We start from the raw sequence: 23170 nt of genomic DNA on the forward strand, positions 1-23170 counted from the left end.
TCCTCTATGCAAAAAGCTTCGTTCGTACTGGCGATAGCAGTGCTCCTGATGCCGCCTGCCCGTCACTGGTCGATCTGGCCCCAAGCGGACTTCTTGACCGTGCTGCTCTTTCCTAGCGTTTTCTTTGTTCCACTGTTGTTTTTGATCTGGGCGTTCGGCTGGTTCGGTCCGCTGCGCCAGAGCTCGCCGGGCGGGGCATTCCTGGTCATCTGGTTGGCCTGCACATTGCTGTTGTATGTTTTCTGCTTCTTGTTTCCCTGGGCTTCCTCGATCGCTCCTTTGTCTTCCACGGCGGCGTGTCTGCGGGTTGCAACCACCGTCGCCGCAGCTAACGGCGCCCTGATACTGGTCCTGAGACTCCTTGGCGCTCCATTGAACGTGCTGACGGTAAGTGTGCCTGCTTTTTTGATTACCGCAACTGGACTATTGTTCGTTCCGCTGAGTGTCTCCGAGACCTACCTGCGCAGCCACATTGCTGGAAACCTCTGGCCTGCCGCCTTCGGCGGTGCGCTGATCTCGTATATGCTCACTGTACAGTCGGCCGCCCACGAGCACGAAAAGCGGCATCATCCAAACATCAAGCTTCCCGGCTGACGATAAATAGAAGCGGCAGCTATCCCTGCTTGCAGGTGTGCGATGACGGTGCTGATCTTCTAATAATTGGAGCGTTTTTCAGCCGGATATAGAACGGCACAACAGCCTAAAGCCCTCACTGGTGAGTTTTTCAGGTCAGCCCGTGTGACGTCCGAGATCGCGAAACGCTCTAAACAACCTCTACCTCTACAGCGCGTCCGGCTTAGTGCTCCACCGCTCTTGGCGAGGGCTGCCGGGGACGGCGGTCGTGCATACGGGCGGGCGGGCGCAAAGGCAGGGGCTGCTCAATGGCCAGAGCGCGGCGCAAAGCGGCAATAAACAGCAGATGGGACTGGACGCAGGTGTCGATCGGGATGAACTGGTCGCGCATGGTGTGGATTGAAATGTTGGGCCAATTGTACATTCTTACGAACCGGAGTGCCCGGCAAATTTTTTCGTGCTTTGCCGCCGGGTCCGACGACGAAGGGGGGGTTACTACAGCGATCCCAGCCGCACCAGCCCGCCAGGACCACAGCCTGCTATCCCAGTGGAGCCCTTTCCAGAAATCTTCGCAATTGTGTCAATTAGTTGATGAACACTTGCCCCGCCTTGATGGTCACCGTCATCGGCGCTTCGATCGTGATCGAGCCCGTGGCGTCGTCGAGTTTGATAAAACAGCCCCCCGGTGTGCGCAGCTCCATGAACTGGTCGGTCTCGTTGATCTGGATTTGATAATTGTCGGCGGTGCGGATGTAGATCCCTTTTTTGTCCGGCGGCGTGTCCTCGTCGGCAAAGCGCAGATAGTGGCCGACACGGGTCTTCATCGTGCGCAACTTCACCGGGGTGAGCGAATCGTCCACCGTCTCGGGGGTGTCGTCCTTGCCGTTCCAGACGCCGCCCACCACGTAGGGGCGGTGGATGTCGCCGTGCTCGAAGCAGACGAGCACTTCGTCGTTGACCTCCGGCATCCAGTAGATGCCGTGCTTGGGTCCGGCGCCGGGGCCGACGACACGCGCCCAATTGCTCTCGTGCTCCTCGGTGAGGGTGGGAAATTTCACTTTCACCCGCCCCATGCCCTCGGGGTCTTTGTTGTTGGTGACGATGCCCACCAGGTTGGTCTGGCCGGGTTTGAGCTTGGGCTGGGGCGACAACCCCGTCATCAGATTGCCGCCGCGGGTGCCGCGCACGCTGAATTCGGTGGTGTAGACCAGGTCGTGGTAGAGGTGGCGCGCGTCGGTGACGTAATAATCGCCCGTCAGCTTTTCGCCCAATCCGGTGAGCTGCACCAGCCGCCCCGGCCGTACCTTCGGCTCGCCCTCGGCGCGGGCGTCGGCAAAGATATATTCGCCTCCCATCTCGTCGCAGATAGCCTGGGCCATGGTGTCGGCCTCCTGGGCGTTGAAGACGGGATGATCGACCACGACCAGCTTCGGTTGGAGGTCGAACTGGCTATTGGAGGAACTGCCCGGTTCGTAACCGGTCTTGGTGACCACCTGTTCGCTCTGGGCGGTGGCGACGATCGTCTTTTTCTCGATGTAATCCCAGCTGCGCACCTCGACGGAACTCACCTGCTCAGCCGTGCTCATGCGCACACGAAAGGCATTCAGCCGCACACCCCAGCGCAGTTGCACCGGCTCGATCTGCCGCGGCCGGTGGAAGTGCACCTGTTCGTCCTGCACAAAAAACTCGAACCCGATGCGCGCCGCCCGTTCGCGCAAAAACGCCATGTTGGTCTGGTTTTCTTGAAAGACATAGTCGTGGGGGATGCCGCTTTCTTCGATCTCGCCGCCGGCCTGCAGGCCCACCTCCGCCACGATCTTGCGGACAATGTCGCTGTCGGTCATGTTGACGAACGAACGGTTGAAGCGGCCCTTGTGCAGCCGATGGGACATGTCGTAGCCGCGCAGAACCATCGGGGCGGAGGGATCTTCGGTGAAGTGGGTCTCGATGCCGGTAATCTCACCCACCAGCAGCTTCGGCAGGGCGTTGTCCGCCATGAACTCCGGCGCGGTCGTGGTGGCGGCGCGAAACCCGAAGGTAATCTTTGCACCGACTTTGAGGGCCGGGTGGTTGATCCAGTGGTGGATGTCGCGCATCCGGCCCGGGGTGAAGGGGTTGTGCAGGATGAGCGTAAAGGCGTCGGGCAGGTGCAGGCTCTCCTCGACACAGATCTGCTGGGTGCTGATGACGAGCTGATCGGTGTCCTCGGCGCTCATCCCGTCGAGGGTGATATTGGGCTTCGAGTTGTACTTTGGCATCGCTGAGACCCTGGAATGGCAATAGTGAACAGCGGCTGGAGGCTAACCGGTCGGGGTGCGGGCGCTGCGCGAATCTGTCTGCCGGTTGGCCGCCCCGGCGTTGTCCCCCTGGGAGCCCGCGGCGATGTCGTCCACCTCCTGGAGCTTGAGGGTGATCATCGCCCGCACCGGATCGCCGTTGGGCAGAAACATCGTGTAATTGTAGGTCAGTGTGGTGACCACGCAGCGCAACTGGATGTTGGAGCCCATCGTGAACATGTAGACCAGAGGCCGTTTGCGGTTGAGCAGGCCGCCGTCGGCGGCTCCGTCCGCACCGGCGGTCGCATCGGAGACCTGTTTGGGGGAGACGGCGTCCTTGAGCGCATCGATATAGGACTGGCAGGAGGAGCGCGACTCGTAGGTGTCGATGAGCATGTTCTCGATTGTCACCTGGTAAGGTTTGACGCCTTTGTAGTCGGTGCTGGGCAGGGTGTCGTTGTTGCCGACCGAACCTTTGTTTTCTTTCCACTCCACCGTGCGCGTAAACGAGATGGCGCTCGGGTTGTACAAGAACGTGATCGTCGAGCCGCCGCCTTCTTGGGGGACGAGTTGGGCCTTTACGAGGGTCATGGTCTTTCTCCTTCACTTGCGTGCTGCGTACACTTACCAGGGCATACGGCCCAGGTAGTGGTGACCCGAGCGCTCGCGCTCGACTTCGAGGCGCTGGCGCAACAGGCCGTAGATTTCCTGGGCCAGCATTTCGAGATCCGCGTTTTCGCCTTCGCCCTCCTCCTCCGCTTCCTCCGGGTCACCCGGGGCGGCGGCAGCGGCAGCGGCGGCCCCCGCGGGCGGGGGGACATGGGCGGGAAGCTGTCCGCTCAGCAGCACCTGCTCCATCGAATCGCCCATGTAGCCGCTGTAGGTCGAGGCGGCCTCCGGCACTCCCCCACCGCCGCCGCCGCCACCGCCGCCGCCGCCACCGCCGCCGCCGCCACCGGTACTGCTACTGCTGCCGGTGTCCGCGGGAAGGGTGGTGCCCAGGCCGATTTCGGCGGCTGAGACGGTGAGCAGTTCCTCGATGTCTGACCAGTTGTCGGGAATCTGGTGGTCCCTACCGCCTAGGGCATCGGTGAGCGCACCGGAACCCGCAAACAGCAGCGGAGCAGAGGCCGCGCCGCTGAGGGCCGCCGCTTCCCCCGCCACGGTCGGCAGATCCGAGCCGCCGCCATCCTCTTCTTCTTCTTCTTCGTCCTCTTCCTCTGCGTTTTTGCGGGCCTCCAGCTGCAGCAGGTATTCCTGCAGGACGAGCGGTTCGACCTCCATCTCGTCCTCACCCGCGCCGGAGAAACCGTCCGGCTCCTGCTGGGCAAAATCGCTTTGCAAAGCGACATCGTCTGGAGGGACTTCCGGCTCTTCTTCCGCGTCTTCCTCCGGCTGTTGATCCGCCAACAGCTGGGCGGCAAAGAGCAGTGGCCCCTGCCCCAGGGTGCGCTCGGAAGCTATCGGCAATGTCGGTGCTTCGAGATCTGCTTCCGGCAGATCCGCGTCGAAGTCCTGCAGGTCGGCCACGGACGCCAGGGGAACGGCCGTCTCCAGTCCGAGCGCCGGCACCTCCGGCACCCCGAGCGGCTGCACGTCCATCCCGAGCGGTCGGGAGGTCGCCGTATCCGCAGCTGCAGACCGGCCCGCCGCCGACTCCAAGGGCAACGGTTCGGGAACGGTCGCATCCAGAGGCGTTAGAAGCGCTTCCAGTCCACCGTCCGCCTCGTCGAGCGGCCCCTCCGCCTGCTCGGCCAGGGCGTACAGGAGCGGTCCGTACTCCACCGGGTCGATCGCCTCGCTTCCGGCCGTTGCGAAAACGCCCGCCGCCACCCCCAGTAGAGTGAGAACACCCAGATCCTGAGCAACGGTCGGGGAGAAACCGTCCCCGGCGAGCGGACGCAGCACCGTCAAATCCTGGGCAACGCCCAGAGGTCCTTCGGCGGCGACAGGATCATCCTCCGGCGCCGGTTCATCCGTCCGCAGCGCCGGATCGAACGCCCCGTCCGCGTCAGGGATCTCCTGGGTGTCATCGATTGTCGGGCGGGTCGGCTCGATCTCGGTGGTTTCGCTTTGCTCATCCGGCAGCGCAAATGCGGGCGACGCCGACACTATCCCGTCCGCCTCCAGGGGCAGGGCCGCTTCGCTCAAAGAACGAAGCACCGTCAGATCTCGGGCGACACCCAGAGGCGATTCCGACCGGTCGTCGGCTGCTTCGCCGTCAACCGGTAGTGCTTCGAGCGCCGTCGGGTCGGGGGTGCTGCGATCTCCACTCCAGCCGGGCCAGATCTCCCGCTCGCTCAACGGGGGCAGGTCCGGCTCGACGGCCGGCACCAGATCTACCGGCGTCAAGTCCGCTTCGATGGCCGCCAAAGCCGGCAGCTCCGGTCCGTCGGGGAGGGTGGCCGCTAAATCGTCCTCGTCTTCGACAAGGGATCTTAGAACCGTCAGATCCTGGACGACACTGGGGAGCAACAACGCTGCAGAGCTGCCCACGCCGAGGTAGTCGGTGCTGCCGAGCGGGTCGGACGACCCCAGATGCTGAGTTTGCAATCCTGGAAATGCACCGAGGTCGAACGCCGCCCCCAGCGGTTCAAGCGACCCTTCCGTCGCCGCTGCAAGCTCGTCAATCTCGAAGGTTTCTTCTCGGCCCGCCACAGCAGGTCCATCGGCAGACTCGGTTTCTTCCGCCTGCGACTCGCCGATGGGCAGCGTTTGCGCGTCTTGACGCCACTCCGGTTCCGCCGAAATTTCAGGCAGTTCGCCAGTCAATCCGGCCGGTTCGGCCGCATCCTCGCTCTGCACCGGCAGTTCCGCGACCGGTGGCGCTTCTGTGACCAACGGCGCTTCAAGGGATGGGGCTTCCTGGCCGGGGGACACCGCGGTCGGTGCAGGAGGCAAATCTTCCAGTCCCGCCTGCCCATCGCCGCGTTCCGGCAGCAGCAGCTCGGGGTACACCGTTTCGGGCGCGGTTTGGTGAATGGGTTCGGGGTGTTCGCCGGCGGTCCTGTCCTCAGGCAATTCTGCCTGGGGCAATGGTGCGGACGACTCAAAAGTTGGCTGGGAGACGGACAACGAAGGCTCGACACCCCTTGCAACCGCTGGCGGCAGCTCCTCGGTTGCAGGCGTTGCGGAGTCGCCGGGTTCAAGGGCGACCGCTTCGGCGGCGGCACTTTCCGTCGCCGCTGGAGCAGCGCTCCGATCGACAAAAGCCTCCTCCAGCGATAGCAGATCTTCCTCGGAAGCTCCTCCAACCGGTGCGTCCTGGGCAATAAGCAACTCCGGTGCAATCGAGCCGCCCTCCCCGAGCGGTTCCGGCGAGCTCAGCGGTTGCGCTTCGCTAAGCGGCTCCGGCTGGCCAAGCAGCTCCAACTCCCCGAGCGGCTCCGATACGGCGAGTGGCTCCAGCTCACCCAACGCTTCAGCCGGCAAGATCGATTCCGGCTCATCGGCACTTTGACCGAGCGGCTCCGGCTGCTCAAGCAGCAACGTCCCGCTGTGCTCTGGCGGCGCCTCCTCGCCTGGGGGGTGCGGCGGGCCAAGCAGGTCTGCCGGTGTATCGGCAAGCGGATCCGACTCGTCGTAAGCCCCGCCCTCGCCAATCGCTTGCGTTGGGGCGGGCAACTCCGTCGCTTCGAAAGCTCCCTCAGAAATCTCGTCCGGCTGGGCAAGCGATTCCGGTGCTTCGGTCGGAGTCTCGATGGCTTCCGGTGGGGCGAACCACTCCGCTACCTCGGCAGTCGTCTCGCCAACGGCCTGCGGTTGGGCAAGCCGTTCCGGAGTTTGGGCCGTCAGCCCGGCGACCGGTTCGCTACCGGGAGGTTGCTCACGGGAGAACTGCGCCTCCAGCGATGTAAAGACCGGCTCCCCGGCCGTCTCCAAAAACTCGGTGTCGGCAGTCGCTTCTGCAGCCGCCACAAGCTCCGGTGCGACAGCGGCAACTTCGGCCGTCGGCTCCGGCGCAAAGCTCTCCTCCGGTTCCACGAAGGCTGAGAGAGCCGAGAGCGGCAACTCCTGCGCCTCGGGTTCTATGGGCTGTTCTTCGAAGAGCGCTGAATCGCCTTCCAGGGATGGTCCGAACGGCTCCGCCGCAGCGGCGGCCGTCTCCGCGGCAGTGGCTTGCTCGATTGCCGTCCCGGTCGGGACGACCGTTTGCGGCAAACCGTCCGTGCTTTGAGGCGGTCCCGGCAATTCGGCGGGCAACTCGCTTTGGACCGTCTCCAGCGGCAACTCGAGGTTGATCGATGGGTCTTCCGAAGCCACGGGCGGTTCTGCCGTGAACATCCCCGGCTCGAATCCCTCCTCCTGGGAAAACCGGTCCTCCAACGCGGCGAACGTCAGCTCGGGGGTTTCTTGACCTTCACCTGGAACCTCGGCTGGAGAAGTGACTGCAGACGCTTCGTCGGGCAATACTTGCGACTGTGACTCGGGAAGCTCCTCGCCGACAAACTGCTCTTCCAGGGGAATCCAGGGCTGGGCAGGAGACTCCTCGGGAGGTGATTGCGAGAGCGGCTCGGTTTGGGGAGGCAACTCCGCCTGCTCTGCCTGCAAAAGCGGCTCTGAGAAAAACTCGCCCTCGGAAACGTCAAGTGCCGGCGCGGCCAATTCCGAGGTGGGTACGGCAACCGGTTGTGTCTCCAGTCCGGCTTCGACCAGTGCTTCGGGCGGGGCGACCGTTTCTTCCCCAAACGTGAGTACTTCGCCCGGCAAGCCCGATGAAATCAGTGCTTCAGGCTCGACGGCCTGCGGCTCCAGCTGGACTGCCGGTTCCGCCGAAGGCTCGATAACCCCAACCTCGGACGGTACCGACTCCTCGGCCGGAAGTAACGGCTCGGCAGGCGGCATGACCGATTCGACGGGATCGAGCACCTCCGGCGGTGTCCAGGTGACCTGCTCTGTGAAACCGACTTCGGTATCGGGCGCTTCCTGCGCCACTGCCGTGCCATCTACAGAAATAGTCGATGTCGGTTGCTCCTGCTCCTGGGCGAATTGTTCCTCCAGGGACGGCGCTTCGTACTCCGGCTCCAGTTCATCGGCAGTTGGCCCGATCGGGCTATCCGTTTGCCGAAGGGGCGCCTCCGATGGCTGGAACTCTTCTGGAGTCTGAAGTCGAGCAAACGGTACCGCATCGTCGGTGGATGCCGTTGCACTGCTCTGCTCCGGCGACGCCTGTTCGCTCGGTGGCCTGTCGGCAAGCAGATTCAACCCGTCGGGAACAGCGCCACCGCCGACGGCCTCCAGTTGAGAGTGCAGATCCGGTACTTCGGAAGCACCCTCGGCAAACGCTTCTGGCTGGGCAAGCAACTCCGGTGCTTCGGTCGGAGTCTCGATGGCTTCCGGTGGGGCGAACCACTCCGCTACCTCGGCAGTCGTCTCGCCAACGGCCTGCGGTTGGGCAAGCCGTTCCGGAGTTTGGGCCGTCAGCCCGGCGACCGGTTCGCTACCGGGGGGGTGCTCGTGGGTGAACTGTGTCTCCAGCGACACAAAGACCGGCTCCCCGGCCGTCTCCAAAAACTCGGCCGCCTGCGGCTCAAGCGATGGCGACGGTGAGTCCGGCTCGGATGGCTCGATTACAACCGTTCGTTCCGGCTGCGGGATGATCCCGGCTTCGCCGCCTGCTGCCGCCGCTTCGGGTGGCGGCAAGACCGCATCGAGATCCCCATCTCCGATCGATGCGACCGTCTCCGGCCCACCGCTCGGCTCCAGCGCTTCGAGTGGCGGTGACAGCAGCGCTTCGGGTTGGCCGGACAACTCCGCCGGTTGCAGTGGCAGGAAGTCATCCGGCTCGCCAGGCAACTCCGGCGGCTGGAACGCCACCACTTCTTCCACCGCTATTTCGTCATCGGATGTCGGTTCTGCAGCCGCCGCAAGCTCCGGTGCGACAGCGGCAACTTCGGCCGTCGGCGAGGGTGCAAAGCCCTCCTCCGGCTCCGTGAAGGCCGAGAGAGCCGAAAGCGGCTCGGGTTGAGGAGGCAACTCCGCCTGCTCTGCCTGCAAAAGCGGCTCTGAGAAAAACTCGCCCTCGGAAACGTCAAGTGCCGGCGCGGCCAATTCCGGGGTGGGTACGGCAACCGGTTGCGTCTCCAGTCCGGCTTCGACCAGTGCTTCGTACTCCGGCTCCAGTTCATCGGCAGTTGGCTCGATCGGGCTATCCGTTTGCCGAAGGGGCGCCTCCGATGGCTGGAACTCTTCTGGAGTCTGAAGTCGAGCAAACGGTACCGCATCGTCGGTGGATGCCGTTGCACTCGGCGGCTCCAACGGAATAGCGAGTTCCGTCTCTGCCAGGGGCTCTTGTGGGGTCAGCGGTTGCGCTTCGCCAAGCGGCTCCGGCCGCTCAAGCAGTGATGCCCCGCTCTGCTCCGGCAGTGCCTGTTCGCTCAGGGGTTGCAGCCGGCCAAGCAGGTCCGGCGGCCTGTCGGCAAGCGGATCCAGCTCGTCGAAAACACCGCCCTCGCCGACGGCTTGCGGCTGAGAGCGCAGATCCAGTACTTCGGAAGCACCCTCGGCAAACGCCTCCGGCTGGGCAAGCGATTCCGGTGCTTCGGTCGGAGTCTCGATGGCTTCCGGTGGGGCGAACCACTCCGCTACCTCGGCAGTCGTCTCGCCAACGGCCTGCGGTTGGGCAAGCCGTTCCGGAGTTTGGGCCGTCAGCCCGGCGACCGGTTCGCTACCGGGAGGTTGCTCGCGGGAGAACTGCGCCTCCAGCGACACAAAGACCGGCTCCCCGGCCGTCTCCAAAAACTCGGTCGCCTGCGGATCTTGCCCTTCAAGGGGCAGAATCGCCTCCGGTTGAGCGCCCAGTGCTTCTGCCGCCGGAGGCCCCTGCAATGCGGACAGCAGAGTCGCCTCGGGTACCGCGGCGGCTGTCTCCGCTTCTTGCAGCGCGAAGATTTCAGATTCGCCGCCTGGAATCCCTAATTGGGATGCCGGCATTCCGACCGATAGAGTTTCGTCGGTCGGTTCGGTGGTTACCGGCGACAGGAATGTATCCGATTGCCCGCTCGGCTCGCTCGCTTCGGCTTCCAGCACCGAGAACGGCTCAAGCTCCCCGATCGATTCCACCGCTTCCAGGGATGAAACCGATCCATCGCTTTTACCGGCCGATTCGACCGTTTCGGTTTCGACTGGAAAGCTCACCTCGGGCGCTTCGCCCGGTGCCTGCGTTTCGAAGGACAGGAGCGACTCGGATTGTCCAGACAGCTCCACCGTTTGCGGCAGCGAAAGCGCTGGTGTCTCGCCGGACAGCTCCGATGCTTGTGCCTGTGCGACTTGCTCTGCAGTGGTCTCGTCGTCGAGCGGCAGTTCCAAAGGCACCGTCAGATCCGGCTCGGCGGCGGGCTGTTCGGGGAGCGAAAGTTGCGGGACGGCGATTGATTCCGATCCAGTAGGAGACGAGATCTCGGCAATTGGAGACGGCTCGGGTGCCAGGGACTCCAACATCGACGGTTCGACCTGGGCCGCGAACCCTTCGGGCGGCATCGGCTCGCCTGAAGCTTCCGGGCGGGTCGGCATCTGCGCCTGGAGCGGTTGGGCAGTCAACCCGGCAGCCTCGTAGAACGCTGCTGGAGGTTGCTCGTCGCCAATCGGTATTTGCAACTCACCACCCGACGACGGCGCCGGGATATCGGCCGGAACGAAGGGTTCCGCAGCGGCGGGCAAGACCGACTCGGGCAATCCCTCCCGGGGGAATTGCTCCTCCAACGCAACAAACGGCGACTCGGAAGTCTCCCCAAGATCCCCGGCGTTTATCGATTCGGCAGTCGAGAGAACGGCTGGTTCGATCGACGGCTCTTCCCGAAGCGGCACTCCCGGATCAGCGAGCGGCTCCGGTTGGAATATTTGGGCCTCGGACGGGGATCGCGATGCGGCCTCGAAAGCCGACGGTACGAATTCCTGCGGCTCGCTCCCGGTCGTCGGCTGCGGATCGGACTCGACGACTGTCGGCTGCTCGGCAACCGTCTGCGAGTCGAGGATTGATACCAGGGGGCTCTCCGGAAGCTCAGGATCTTGTAGCCGGGGAGGCATTTCCGCTTCGCGTCCCGCTGCAGTGTCTGCCGCACTCTGCCCGATCTCGTCCGGCGTCGCCGGCGACGGGAAGACCTGCGGGGAGGTTTCGGTCGAAAGCAGTGAGGTATCAGCGATCCCCGCTTCACCGGCCGGTGCGCCAAAAGCTTGCCCACCGCCGCCAACTTCACGGATTAGCGCATCTTCCGGGCCAGGTACCGACTCTACCGACTCCTCCGGGGCCGCTTCGGATTCCATCTCCGATACCACCGGCAGCGGCTCGACGAACTCGACCGGTTCGTTGTCCGCCAGTTCGTCCTGCGTCGGCAAAAACGCAACCTCTTCCAACGTCTCGACCGGGGCATCGAGCCCGGGTGCCTCGACGGACGATTCGCTCTCCGGTGGTAGTGTGGAAAACTCCGGCACCCCAGAGGAAAATGCGGATGCACCCGCATCGTCCGGCGGTACGTACCGCTGTGGTTCGCCCTCGGAAGACGCGGTTGCACGAAGCGCTTCGCTTGCAGTGACCTCGCCCGGCAGCTCCGACGGCGTCAGCATCACCGGCTCGACAGGCAATGGGAAGTCCGCCGCCGGGTCCGTCGCCTGGGGAATGAGCGGCGGCACCGGGAAGGCTTCCTCCGCATCCGCAACCGGACTGGTGCCATCGCCGGGCGGTGACTCCGGGGCGCTTTCGTCGGCGTAGAACGGTTCAGCTTGCTCTAGAAAGGGGATCTCTGCCGGAGCGGCAGGCAGAGACGGTTCTGCCTCGGGCCACTCGGATGGGGTGGCGGTGGCGGCTGAAAGCGGCTCGGCCTGGGCGATCGACTGCGGTTCAATCGCCGGATCGGACTGCTCGCGCGGCTGCGATTGTGCCCCCAACGGCTCCGGCTGGGGGATCATGCCCGGCTGCCCGGTGCTTGCCAGTTCATCTCCCTGGGCGAATGGCTCCGCCACAGAGGGTGGAAGACTACCTTCATCCGGTGCTGAGAAAAAATCGACCGGAGGTATCGGCCCTTCGCCCACGGGCGACCCATGCGCCCCAGTGAGCAACTCGGGGGGATACCCGGCAAATGGGCTTGCCGTGCCGTCCGCCGCTGCCTCCAGAATGGACGGCTGCATCGTCGGTTCGGCAGCTTCCGGGTCCACAGCGGGTATTAAACTCTCCGCTTCGCCCAATAGCGGTTCACCGTTATCCGTAGGCGGCGACGCAGCGAGGTCCACCGCTGCTGTGGGCAACCCATCGGGCGGCGGGGGCACCTCGGCTTCGAGCAGCTCCGGTGATGGCAACTCTGGGAGAATCTCGTCTGGGAGAATCTCGGGGGCAGCCAGCTGATCGGGCAGGAGAAAACCTTCCTGGACGAACCGATCCTCCAGCGAAAGAAATTCCTGGGCGGCGGTATCGGGCGGATCGACGGCAGGGAGCACATCTTGCCCCGGGCCGCCAGGCGGCACCAGCGCCGAAGCATCGCCCGGGAAAGGCGGGTTCAAGTTGCCCGCGACAAAGGGTGTCGAGCCCGGTTCGGCGGCAAAGCTTGCTTCTAGCGAAAACAGCGAGCGGGGATCGCCCGTGCCCAGCGACGGCCCCGAACCCTCCGCGCTCCCTGCGCCGGACAGCTCGGGGGCTCCGGGGACTGCCTGCGGCGGCGACCCGGGGGGAACCAGCGGGTCCTGGGCCGCTGTCGAAGGAAAAAGCTGCTCGGTGGGCGGCAAAGGCGACAGGGCGTTGTAGGCCTGCAGAGCCTCCTCCGGGGGGGAGAACGCTTCCGGTTGCTGAGAATGCTCGGCGGGATCGAGAGGATTTTCCAAAGTATCTCCCGGCACCTCGGCCACGGGCGACTCGGGCACCTGGCTCAAGTACTCCGCCGAGAGGGCCTCGGGATCGTCCGCGCTGGTAAAGTCCGCCAACGCCGCGGCGGGAGGCGGCAAATCCGCCGCGGCGGGGAGATCGTCGTCGGGTTCCGGTGCGAACCGAAGGGCCTCCGGCGGCTCGAACTCGTCGCCCAACTCGCCCAACTCCCCCGGCTGGTAGCGGGGCAATTCGACAGTGCGCTCTTCCTGCTGCTCCCGGCGGGGATCTTCACCGCGGCGGTCGTCGTTTCGATTGCTTGCATCCGCCGCCATCGCCTCCTCCAGGCTCATCTGGCCGGGGGCGAGGGGTTCGGGAACCTCGAGCGGCGGCAGTTCCGGCGGTTCGGGAGCCTGGAAGGGCCAGCCCTCGAAGGGGTTTTGCGGCCGATCGTAACCGGGGATGCCCTCCGGGATCAGCGCCGTCAGATCCGCCGCGGCCATCGGCGACGCTCCCACCGGGGCAATCAGCGCTTGCGGCAGCTGGATGTCCTGCCCGAGCGGCTCGGGCGGGCTGACCAGTTCGGGAGCGAGGGTCTCAGGCTCGCTCGCGGGCGCGGACATGCCCAGCGGAACCGAAAAATCCGAGAGCGACGGCTGCGGTTCCATCGCTAATTACTGCCGAAGTAGCCGCTCGCGTCGCGGGTCAGGTTCATCATCGCCCCGCCGCCGCCGCTTCTCTGGATGCGCAGGCCCTCGTAGGAGACGATCACCTGCTCAATGGCCGCCGTCGCGTTCTGCGCGGGCAGGTTCGCCATCAACTGCGGACCTTTGAAGCCGGTCACCACCGCGCCGATCAGGGTCCAGCACTGCATGGTTTCGCCCGCCTGATTGAACAACACGATGTTGATATTGCGCCGTTTGGTCGGGGTGGCCGGATCGAGCGACCCGTAGGCCCACTCCCAAAAAGTGAGGCTGTCGGTGATGCCGCGCTGGAGGGTGACATCGCTGTAGGTCACCGGCCCCAGGTAGATGCGCTCCTGCTCGTTGACCCCGCCCTCGGCGTAGGAATTTTTCTTCATCGTGAAGCCGATGCCGCTGCACTGCATGAACGACGCGGTCAACTCGCTGTCGATCTCGACGTAGAAGCGGTTGGGCAGAACGTAGTTCAGTTCGTGGACGACGTTGCCGTTTTGTGCCATCAAAAGTGCCCCCCGTAGTCGCGTCCGCGCTCGCGGTGCCGATCCAGCTCGTCGCGCATCAGTTCGTAGACCCGGTCGCTCAAGCGGCGCATCACCAGGTGGCTTTTGAGCACTTTGCCCGCCTGCAGCATCAGCGCCAGTTTTTGCTTGTTGCGCGTCTGCAAAGCGGCGCCTGCGGCCGTGCCTGCGGCCGAGTGCGCCTGAGCGGCGGGTGCCTGAACGGGTGAGGCGTGGAACCGGGTTTCGAGCTGGGGCGGTTTGGAGTTGAAATCCATGGGTCGGACCCGAGGCTGGGATCAGTGTAGGAAGCTCCTTGCCGGCCTACCAGTGGCCAAAAGTCGGAGCCCTCGAATCCAAACTAGGGAATATATTTCAGGCGATGGCCACCTTGAACTGCACCAGGTTCTCGCGGCCCAACTGCAGCGTGTCGCCGTCCACCAGCTGGTAGGAAACCCCCGGGGTGAGCGGTTGGCCGTTGACGAAGGTGCCGTTGCGGCTGTTGTTGTCGGTGATCGTGTAGGTGGCGTAGGCGGCGTCCCAGAGGATACAGGCGTGGGGCCGCGAGATGACCTGATCGTTGGGGATGCCGGTCAGATCAATTTCGGGAGCCGGTTTGACCGTGCCGCCGCGCCGGCCGATATAACTTTCGTCGCCCGGCGCTGCGAATTCGCGGCCGATGAGCGCGTGCACCAGTTTGAGCGTCGGCCGCCCCTGGGAGGCAGGCGGCGCGGCGGCCGGGGCGACCGGCGGCTGTGGGTAGGCGGCGGGAGCGGGCTGTGGGTACGCGGGCGGCGGGGCGGCCGGCGCGTAGACGTGCGGCGGCGGGGCCGGCTGCTGGTAGGGCGAGACGATAGGCGGCGGCGGTGGAGCGGCGGCGACCGGGGCGGCGCTGCCGCTGCGCACGACGTTACCGAGGGGTGTGCCGCACATCGGGCAGACCTGGGCGGTGTTGGGCAGTGTCCGGTTGAAGTATTCGCACTGCGGATTGGGGCACTTGGGAGCGGCCATGGCGGTACCGTTTACTTGTTGGACAGCGGCAGTGGGACGACGCCCAGTTTTTCAAGATACTGCTGGCCCTGGCGGGTCGTCAGCAATTCGGCAAATTTGAGGCCGGAGGTCGGCCGGCTGTTGTCGCGGGGATAGACCACGGCCAGGGGAAAACCGAGCGGGTAGCGCCGCTGGGTGAACGCCCCGGCGTCGAGACGAAAGGCCTTGGCGCACAGGTTGACGTTGGGGTGGATGGGCCGGCCGTCGAAGCGCGGGTCGGTCTGCACCAGCGGCTGGATTTCGCCTTTGCCCTGATCGAGGGCCAGCGGATAGCCCGAGCACTGGTCGAAGGCTTTGACCAGGGTGCTGAAGGCGATGATCCCCGAGCGGTTGTTGTCGAATTCGGGCAGCACCAGCCGCTGGGTCTCCTTGGTGGGCAACACCGTCGCCAGGCTGCGGAAGGTGGCGACGCGCTGGGGGTCGTTCCCCAGTACCAGCCGCTCGAACATGCGCACAGCCTCCGGTTCGGTGGGGGCAAACAGTCGCACCGGCAGATCCGGCCCGCCCAGATCCTTCCAGTTGCGGACCTTGCCGGTGTAGAGCTTCTGGAGATTTTCGAGGCTGATCTTGCCCCCCAGGGCGTTGGGCAGGTTGCGCGGTTTTTTGCTGAAGGCGACGTAGACCACCAGCCCATCGATGGCGATGGGCTTGCTCTCCAGTTCATCGCTGAGATCTTCGGTCAGGCTGGTGATCGCAAAGTCGGTGCGGATAAGCTGCACCAGCCGCACCGCTTCGCTCTCGGTGTCGATCTTGGGGGAGACGACGGGCGCAAAGCGCATCTCGACGCGGGCGCGCGGCTCGGTGAGCAGGTCGACAAGCCGCTGGTCGTCGGCGGGTTTGCCCTGCAATAGATAGCTCCAGGTGCCGTCGCGCTCGGCGGCGTAACTAAATGTGCCCTCCGGCACGCCGCTCACTTCCGCAAAGCTCGCCACGCGCGTGTCGATCTGGGGCGGCTTCGGGAACCAGCGCTCCAGTTGGGGCCAAAAAATAAACAACAATCCGGCGATCATCGCGAGCAATGCGAACGCCAACAGCGCAAAAAGGGTCAGGTTGGCTTTGTCCTTTTTGTCGTACTCGACCGGGGCGCTCACCGCTGCGAATTGCTCTTCTCCCGGCAATTTGAGCAAAGCCGCCCGCGCCGCCTCGGCCGTCTCGAAGGGCACATCGAGGCCCATCAGCCGGTACAGGTACTCCTGCAGACGCGGCTCCACGGCCGGCCACTGCTGCGGGTCGCGCGGGTCGAAGTAGCCGCCGGTGGCCGGGTTGACCAGTTGACCGGTCAGCAGAAAATACGCCACGTACCCGAGGGCGATCAGATCGTGCTCGGGCAGCGGCTCGTCGGCCACCGCCGGAGGCGGGTCAAACAACTGCTCCCAAAGGGCCAGATCGCAGACGTAGACAAAAAACTGCGCCCCGCCCCGGCTGATGAGCAAACTGTCGAGGGTGAGATGTCCGTGGGCGAGACCCGGCTGCACCTGGCCTGAGGGCAACCGAAATTTCTGGCTGTGCAGAAACTGCAGCGATTGGAGCACCTGGTTGAGCACCGAGCGCACCTGGGCCGCGTTCATCGGGCCGCTTTCGGCCAGATGCCGCGCGAGGGTGGGCGACGCTTCGAGCGCGCCTTTGGTCACCAGATAACACCGTTCGCCCTGCTCGTCGGCGATCGCTTCCCAGGGGCTGACCAGCCGAAAGTCCTGGTTTTTGCCGTCGGCGGGCAATAGACCCGCCACCCGCTTGAAGGCGTCCTTGCGCTGGCGGGTCTCGGCTTTGTTGAAGCAGCGGCTGGGAAGCAGGTACTCCTTGACGACGCACGGCTGGTTGTCCCCCGCCTGGATCGCCTGGTAGAGCCTGCCCATGCCGCGGGTGCCCACGAACTTGACGATCCGGTAGGTACCACGCGTGCCGCGGATCTCGGATTTTTCGGCCAGCAACGTCGGAAAGCCGCATTCCTGGCAGAATTTGGCCCCGGGGATCTGCTGGGCGGTCTGTACGAGCACGTCGCAATTGAGCGGCATGTTGCGCGAACAGCGGTAAGCCTTGTAGGAAGTTTCAAACAGTTGCATTGCGCAACTCCTGCCCGGGCTGGAACCTGTAGTAGAAGAATGCCGGTACTGCCACGGATCTAGCCAAGAATCTAACACAGCCATTTTCCCTAGGGAGGTAAGCTGGGCGTGTGCAGCGACCAGCGCCGCGTTGAGAATTGGCCATGCATATCACCATCGAATGCCTGACGGGCTCCCTGGCGGGAAAAGTGCTTGCCTTCGATCAAGAAGAGATCAGCCTCGGGCGGGGCGAACAGAAAGAAAAGGACATCGATTTTGCCGACATCGACATCGGTGTCTCCCGCAACCACGGCCTGATTGCCATCCGCGCCGGGCGTGTCGTGTTCACCGATGCGAGCCGGGGCGGCACCCTGGTGCGTGGCCAACGCGTCAACAACGACTCGGTGGAGTTGCGCTCGGGCGACGAATTGCAACTCGGGGGACCGAGCGGCCCGCGTCTGCGGGTACGCTACCGGGCTCTCACCCAAATTGTCGAGCCGGGACGGATGCACACCCAGATGCCGGACCCGCCCGAGACGCTTATAGATTTGCCGCCGGCACCGCTGCCGCCGCCGCGCCCGGTCGCCGCGCCGCTGCCACCCGTTGCCGCGGCCATGCCCGCCGATGCGACGGCGATCCAGCCGCCGAGTGCCCCACCGCTTCCTCAGATTACGGCCCAGCCGGCACCGTCGCCCAATGGCACAGCGCCCCTGCCCTTGCCGCCGGTGAGCACCCCACCGCCGCCTTCCCAGCAGCAGACGATGCTCCAGATGCCGCCGGCCCCATCCCCGAGCGCCCCCACCGTACCGCCCCCTCCACGTCCGGCGGTGGTACCGGCGCCGAGCGCCCAGGCGCCCTACGTTCCACCGGTGCCGCCAATGGGCGGTGAGACATTCTTCCAGCAAACAGTCGATCCCGACGCAACGGTCTACCACCCCCAGGCACCGTCCGCTCCACCTGTCCCGGAGGAAACATTCTTTCAATCCTTCGCCGCACCGTCCGCTCCCTCAGCCAGACCGGCTCCTGCCGCCCCGAACGCCAATTCCTACATTCCGCCTGAACAGCAGACGATGCTGCAAACACCGGCACCGGTCATCGACAGCAATCCGACGCTGCTGCAAGAACCCGCGCAGTTCCCCTGGCTGTTGGTGACTTTATTCGCCCTGGGCGTGCTCGCCCTGCTGGCTGTGATCTGGGTGTTCTTGCTGCGCCAGTCGGTGGCCTTTTTTATCCCGGTGCCGCTGGTGCTGCTGCTGGGGCTGGGCTGGTTTTTCTACCAAAGTCGCAAAGCGGCCGGCTAGAACGGAATATCGTCGAGATCGGGCTCGGGAGCCGTGGGCCGGGCGGGAGCCGCCGGACGGGGCGCCGGGCGGGCGGCGGGAGCACCGTTTTTGGCGGAGGCGGCTGGGGCGGCGGCAGGAGCAGGGGTCGCTCCGGCCAGGCTCTCGCCCACGGTGGCCGGGTAGACCTTGCGGGCAATCAATTCGGTGACTTTTTCTTTGGTGCCGTCGGGGCGACCCCTGGTCTCCGCCTGCAGGCGGCCTTCTACCAGGACACCATCGCCGTGATGGAGGGTGCGGGCGACTTCTTCGGCCAGGTTGCCGAAGGCGACCATCCGGATCTGAAAGTCCGGTTCCTCGGGGCGGCCGGCACTGAAGCCGAGCAGGGTCGAAAGGCGCGCAAGCCCGTCCTGGGTGAAGCGCAATTCCGGCTCGGACTGAAGCGTACCCATCAAAGCAATGGCGTTCATGGCGGTTAATCCTCTTCGCGAACAGTTAAAAACCGGATCACCTCTTCGCTGAGCCGGAAGGCCTTCTCCAGTTCGGCCACCGCCGTTGTCGGGGCGTCGTAGTTCATCTGGACGTAGATGCCTTCTTTGAATTTCTTCAGCTCGTAGGCCAGGCGGCGCTTGCCCCGGTGCTGCGTCTCGACGGGGGCGGCGCCCTGCTCGGCAAGCAGCGTCTGGTAGCGGGTGATCGTTTGATCGATGATCTCGTCCGTGAGGTCGGGACGAAGAATGTACATGGTCTCGTACTTGGTGGACACGGGATCGCTCCTTACGGTCGATTCTGGCCCCCCGAAGGGAGCAAGGAACACTTTCACCACAGTAACAAAAAGCACCCTCCGCGGGGAGAAGGCTTTCTGTTTGCAAAAGCTGATACCGTGGGTGAGAGTTTTTCGTCCGACCTCCATGAATTTATCGCGCATTCTCGATCGCCAGGTCCAGCTTCACCCCGATGCACCCGCTTTTATCGGCCCCGAAAAGTCGCTCACCTTTGGGGAGTTGGCGCGCGCAAGTGCCGCCGTGGCGGGCGGTCTGGCTCAGTTGGGGGTGGTGTGCGGCGATCGTGTGGCGGTGATGCTGCCCAACGTGCTGCCTTTTCCAATCGCAGCCTACGCCATCTGGAGACTCGGCGCGCAACTGGTGACCGTCAATCCCCTGCTCAAACCCCAGGAGGTCCGCCATCTGCTCACCGACAGCGGCGCGCGGGTGCTCGTCTCCCTGGGTCAGTTGTTGCCGCCCATCGCCGAATTGATCGCGGAACTGAATATCCAGGTGGTCACGGTCGGAGGCGGCGAGTTGGGCACGCCGTTTGAGCATCTGTTTGCCGCGCCGCCGCTGCTGGAGCCGGCTGCGGTAGCCCCCGAGGATGTGGTGGCCGTTCTGTATACCAGCGGTACTACCGGCCGACCCAAAGGGGCGATGCTCACCAGCCGCAACCTTGGTTACGACTCGGAGGCCTGCGCTGCGGCGCTTGAAATTGGCCCCTCCGACCGGCTTTTTATGGTTCTGCCGCTGTTTCACGCCTACGGGATGACCATCGGTCTATTGGTCTGCACCCGCAACGGCGCGAGTGTGTATCTGGAGCCGCGCTTTGTACCCGCCCAGGCTCTGGCGCACCTCAAACAATTCGAGTGCACGGCCTTTATCGGCGTGCCCGCGCTGTTCGCGGCCCTGCTTACCACCGAGGGCACGGCACTCACCAACCTGCGCTTTTGCATCAGCGGCGGGGCGCCGCTGCCCCTGCCCGTCCTCGAAGCGTTTGAAGCGAAATTTCAGACCGTGATCCTCGAAGGAGACGGGCCGACCGAATGCTCCCCGGTCACCGCCGTCAATCCCCTGCGCGGGGTGCGCAAAGCCGGATCGATCGGCATTCCGCTGCCGGGGCAGCAGATGACCATCCGCGATCCCCAGAGCGGCGAATTTTTGAGCGACGGCGAGGTGGGCGAGATCCTGGTGCGCGGGCCGAACACGTTCAAGGGCTACCTCAACTTGCCCGAGGAGACTGCCCAAGTCTTTGTAGACGACTGGCTGCGCACCGGGGATCTGGGCTACCGCGACGGCGACGGCTACTTCTACATCGTCGATCGCCTCAAAGATCTGATCATCGTGGCCGGGCTGAATGTCTATGCCCGCGAGGTCGAAGAGGTGCTCCAGTCGCACCCGCGGGTGCGGATGGCCGCGGTGGTGGGCGAATTCGACGAGTTGCGCGGCGAGGTGGTGCACGCCTTTGTAGAACCCATTTCTGAGCAGGAGCCGCCCGAAGCCCAGGAAATCATCCGCTACTGCCGTGAGAAGCTCGCCGACTATAAATGTCCGCGCCGGGTCACCGTGATGGCAGAGTTGCCGCGCTCCACTACCGGCAAAATCCTTAAGCGCGTCCTCAAGGAAGGATTTAAAGGGTATTCTGCGCAGTAGTTACTCTCACAAATGCATGCACCTTCGCCTCGGGCTCCCGCGCGCCCTCAACGATGCTTGATATCCACAAGCTCAGCAAGGTCTTTCCATCCGGTGCCGTAGGCATCTCGGGAGTGTCGTTGTCGCTTGATGGGGGTGTTCTTGGCCTACTTGGCGCCAACGGTGCGGGCAAGACGACGTTGATGCAGATGCTGGCGACGATCACCACCCCCACAGCGGGCCAAATCCGTTTTCAAGATGTGGATATCCTTCGCCAACCCGATTATTTGCGCCGACGCCTCGGCTATTTGCCCCAGGACTTCGGCGTATACGACAACCTGACGGCGTTCGAATTTTTAAATTACTTTGCAGCCCTCAAAGGCGTCTCCAGCCGGGCGCGCGTCCTTGAGATGCTGGAACTGGTCAATTTACACACCGTAGCCCACCGGTCGGCCGGCACCTTCTCAGGTGGCATGAAGCAGCGCCTTGGGATTGCCCAGGCACTGATCAACAATCCAGACCTGCTCATCGTCGATGAACCGACGGCCGGGCTTGATCCGGAGGAGCGCGTCCGCTTCCGCAATCTGTTGGGGGATATCGGTTCCGGCAAACTGGTGATTCTCTCGACCCACATTGTCTCGGATATCGAATCGATCGCCACAATGATTGCCGTCATCAAAAAGGGACGACTGCTCGCCTGCGCTCCACCGGAAGCTTTGCTCGCCACCACTGGTGGCAGGGTCTGGGAAGCTGTACTGTCCTCGGCCCAGTTCGATGGGATCCGCTCCTCCCTCAAGCTTTCCGCTGCTGTGCGCAAACCCGATGGTATTCACGCGCGCATAGTCGCTCAAGATTGTCCCCTGCAAAACGCTGTCCCTGTCGAAGCGAATCTGGAGGACGCGTTTTTGTATCTGATGAATTTTGCACCTACGGCCTTCGGATGAACATCGCTTTTCAACGCATCCAAGCAATCGTGGTTACCGATTTTCGGCTTCGCTTTCGCCGCCTTTCCACAGCCGTGCTCTTTTTGCTGCTGTGCCTGACGGCCTACAGTCTCGTACCCGATCCCAGCAGCGGCACAACCTTGATGGCGGTGAACGGCCAACGGGTTTTGTACAATTCGACCGTCATTGCCCTGGTCACATCGGTTCTGGGTTCGGTGCTGCTCACTTTGACGGGCTTTTATCTAGTCAGCCACTCCCTCCAGCGCGAGATCACCGCGCGCACCGGCTTCGTTGTCGCCGCCACCCCCGTGCGCAACATCGAATATCTGGCGGGCAAATTCCTCGGCAACGCCGTTCTATTGGGCTCTATCGGTGTGGGCTTGATGCTGGGCGTCATGGTCATGCACCTGCTGCGAGCGGAATCCCCGCTTGAGCCCTTGGTATATTTATCGATTTACCTCTGGATCTTGCTGCCGACAGTCGCCTTTGTATCGGCAATAGCCCTTGTCTTCGAGACATTTCCTTGGATATCAGGTCGCCTGGGGGATGTCATTTATTTTTTTGTCTGGGCTGTTTTGTTGAGTGTTCCTGCTGCGTTGCTTGCTTCGGGTCGGGCTCTTGATGGGTGGCAACTCATAGATACCACCGGCCTGAGCTATGCCATCGATGAGATTACTCGGCAAACCCAGGGTAAAGAAGTGAGTTTAGGGGCAGTTCCCTTCGATCGGGGTAAGCCTACTTTGGAGATGACCACTGTGGGTTGGAGCCAGGGTGCCATCCTCACCCGCCTGGCCACAATCCTCCTGGCCCTACCTCTTCTCGGTCTTGCCCTCACTGCCTTCGCGCGCTTCGACCCGACTCGTATCAAGTTGTCCGAGCGTAGCAGCACAATCAACCCGCTCGCCTGGCTCAACGGGCTGGTCAAGCCTCTGGCCCGTGTTCTTGAGCCTCTTTATGCCATCGCCGCTATCGCCGGCCTACCCGGCTGGTTGCGGCTCGTTTTGTGCGATGCGCTCCTGACGCTGAGTCTCTCGCCCCTAATCTTGATCGTGGTTGTCGGCCTTGCGGTAGCCAATAGCTTCCTACCGATCGAGACTGTGCATTCCACGATCTTGCCCCTGATGTTCGTGGCACTGGTACCCGTGCTGGCTGGGATTCCTACCCGCGAAAGGCAGGCGGGTCTGACCGCTTTGCTGCTGACCGTCCCTGCTGCCAGGAGCAACTTTGCCGGCTGGAAATACGGATCGCTGTTGGTGGTGACGCTCTGCTTCACGGCGATCCCGCTGCTGCGTCTGGTGTGGGTACAACCGGGTGAAGGCATTTCCCTGATGGCAGGTTCGCTGTTTGTGGCGGCAGCGGCTCTGGCGGGTGGTATGCTTTCCGGCGGTCCAAAGACTTTTGTGTTGATTTTCATGCTGTTCCTCTACTTGGTTGTTAGCGGCGGTGGCCAGTCATCCACGCTTGACTTTGCCGGGTGGTACGGCAAGGCCACACCGGCTGTCCAGGGAGGCTACGCCGCCGCCGCGGCTGTGCTGGTGGCCGTTTGCCACCTCAAGCACCGTTGGGATCTGCGCCGAATGTATTGAAGTGTTATCCTCAGGCCAATCCGAGAGCTTGA

Annotated in this window: 15 protein-coding genes; 5 read left to right on the forward strand and 10 right to left on the reverse strand. The window is 63.8% G+C overall.

All coding sequences use genetic code 11. The features are described from left to right. Positions 1–6 precede the first annotated feature (6 nt). Positions 7–594 carry a hypothetical protein gene (locus GLL_RS02210; RefSeq protein ID WP_164928519.1) on the forward strand — a complete coding sequence of 196 codons (588 nt, stop codon included), beginning with the start codon at positions 7–9 and terminating at the stop codon, positions 592–594. Between the two features lie 202 nt (positions 595–796). Here the strand turns inward: GLL_RS02210 and GLL_RS02215 are convergent, their stop codons facing one another. The 8 genes from GLL_RS02215 to GLL_RS02250 all read right to left on the reverse strand — a co-directional run bounded on the left by GLL_RS02215 (position 797) and on the right by GLL_RS02250 (position 16950). Beyond that, positions 797–964 carry a hypothetical protein gene (locus tag GLL_RS02215; RefSeq protein ID WP_011140427.1) on the reverse strand — a complete coding sequence of 56 codons (168 nt, stop codon included), beginning with the start codon at positions 962–964 and terminating at the stop codon, positions 797–799. 193 nt (positions 965–1157) lie between these two features. Further along, a complete protein-coding gene (locus tag GLL_RS02220; RefSeq protein WP_011140428.1) occupies positions 1158–2831 on the reverse strand; it encodes a VgrG-related protein in 1674 nt (557 codons plus the stop codon). 42 nt (positions 2832–2873) lie between these two features. Further along, entirely contained in the window at positions 2874–3440 is a 567-nt protein-coding gene (locus GLL_RS02225) for a hypothetical protein (RefSeq protein WP_011140429.1), read from the reverse strand. Positions 3441–3473: 33 nt separating this feature from the next. After that, on the reverse strand, positions 3474–13307 hold the full coding sequence (locus tag GLL_RS02230; protein ID WP_011140430.1) for a hypothetical protein: 9834 nt from the start codon (positions 13305–13307) through the stop codon (positions 3474–3476). A gap of 2 nt (positions 13308–13309) precedes the next feature. After that, a complete protein-coding gene (locus tag GLL_RS02235; RefSeq protein ID WP_011140431.1) occupies positions 13310–13840 on the reverse strand; it encodes a phage tail protein in 531 nt (176 codons plus the stop codon). Further along, positions 13840–14115: a hypothetical protein gene (locus GLL_RS02240; protein WP_011140432.1), complete on the reverse strand. Its 276-nt coding sequence runs from the start codon at positions 14113–14115 to the stop codon at positions 13840–13842. The genes GLL_RS02235 and GLL_RS02240 overlap by 1 nt, the downstream gene beginning before the upstream one ends. Before the next feature lie 97 nt (positions 14116–14212). Next, positions 14213–14848, reverse strand: a complete 636-nt coding sequence (locus GLL_RS02245; RefSeq protein ID WP_011140433.1) for an FHA domain-containing protein — start codon at positions 14846–14848, stop codon at positions 14213–14215. Between the two features lie 11 nt (positions 14849–14859). Beyond that, positions 14860–16950, reverse strand: a complete 2091-nt coding sequence (locus GLL_RS02250) for a substrate-binding domain-containing protein (protein WP_011140434.1) — start codon at positions 16948–16950, stop codon at positions 14860–14862. 143 nt (positions 16951–17093) lie between these two features. Between GLL_RS02250 and GLL_RS23380 the strand changes: the two genes are divergently transcribed. Further along, positions 17094–18230, forward strand: a complete 1137-nt coding sequence (locus GLL_RS23380; protein ID WP_011140435.1) for an FHA domain-containing protein — start codon at positions 17094–17096, stop codon at positions 18228–18230. Here GLL_RS23380 and GLL_RS02260 read toward each other — a convergent pair. Together GLL_RS02260 and rpsF are read right to left on the reverse strand one after the other, a co-directional pair. After that, positions 18227–18679, reverse strand: a complete 453-nt coding sequence (locus tag GLL_RS02260; protein WP_011140436.1) for a single-stranded DNA-binding protein — start codon at positions 18677–18679, stop codon at positions 18227–18229. The two genes, GLL_RS23380 and GLL_RS02260, sit on opposite strands and share 4 nt — an antisense overlap. Positions 18680–18684: 5 nt before the next feature. Then, entirely contained in the window at positions 18685–18975 is a 291-nt protein-coding gene (gene rpsF, locus GLL_RS02265) for a 30S ribosomal protein S6 (RefSeq protein WP_011140437.1), read from the reverse strand. A 145-nt stretch (positions 18976–19120) separates the two neighbouring features. Here rpsF and GLL_RS02270 point away from each other — a divergent pair, with 145 nt between their 5' ends. The 3 genes from GLL_RS02270 to GLL_RS02280 are packed head-to-tail and all read left to right on the forward strand — an operon-like array spanning position 19121 to position 23138. Continuing rightward, positions 19121–20629 carry a long-chain-fatty-acid--CoA ligase gene (locus tag GLL_RS02270; RefSeq protein ID WP_011140438.1) on the forward strand — a complete coding sequence of 503 codons (1509 nt, stop codon included), beginning with the start codon at positions 19121–19123 and terminating at the stop codon, positions 20627–20629. Between the two features lie 53 nt (positions 20630–20682). Further along, positions 20683–21552: an ABC transporter ATP-binding protein gene (locus GLL_RS02275; RefSeq protein WP_011140439.1), complete on the forward strand. Its 870-nt coding sequence runs from the start codon at positions 20683–20685 to the stop codon at positions 21550–21552. Then, positions 21549–23138, forward strand: a complete 1590-nt coding sequence (locus GLL_RS02280; RefSeq protein ID WP_011140440.1) for an ABC transporter permease — start codon at positions 21549–21551, stop codon at positions 23136–23138. Before GLL_RS02275 ends, GLL_RS02280 begins: the two co-directional genes overlap by 4 nt. The last annotated feature ends 32 nt before the right edge of the window (positions 23139–23170 follow it).

The organism is Gloeobacter violaceus PCC 7421, assembly GCF_000011385.1.
Taxonomy (GTDB): Bacteria; Cyanobacteriota; Cyanobacteriia; order Gloeobacterales; family Gloeobacteraceae; genus Gloeobacter; species Gloeobacter violaceus.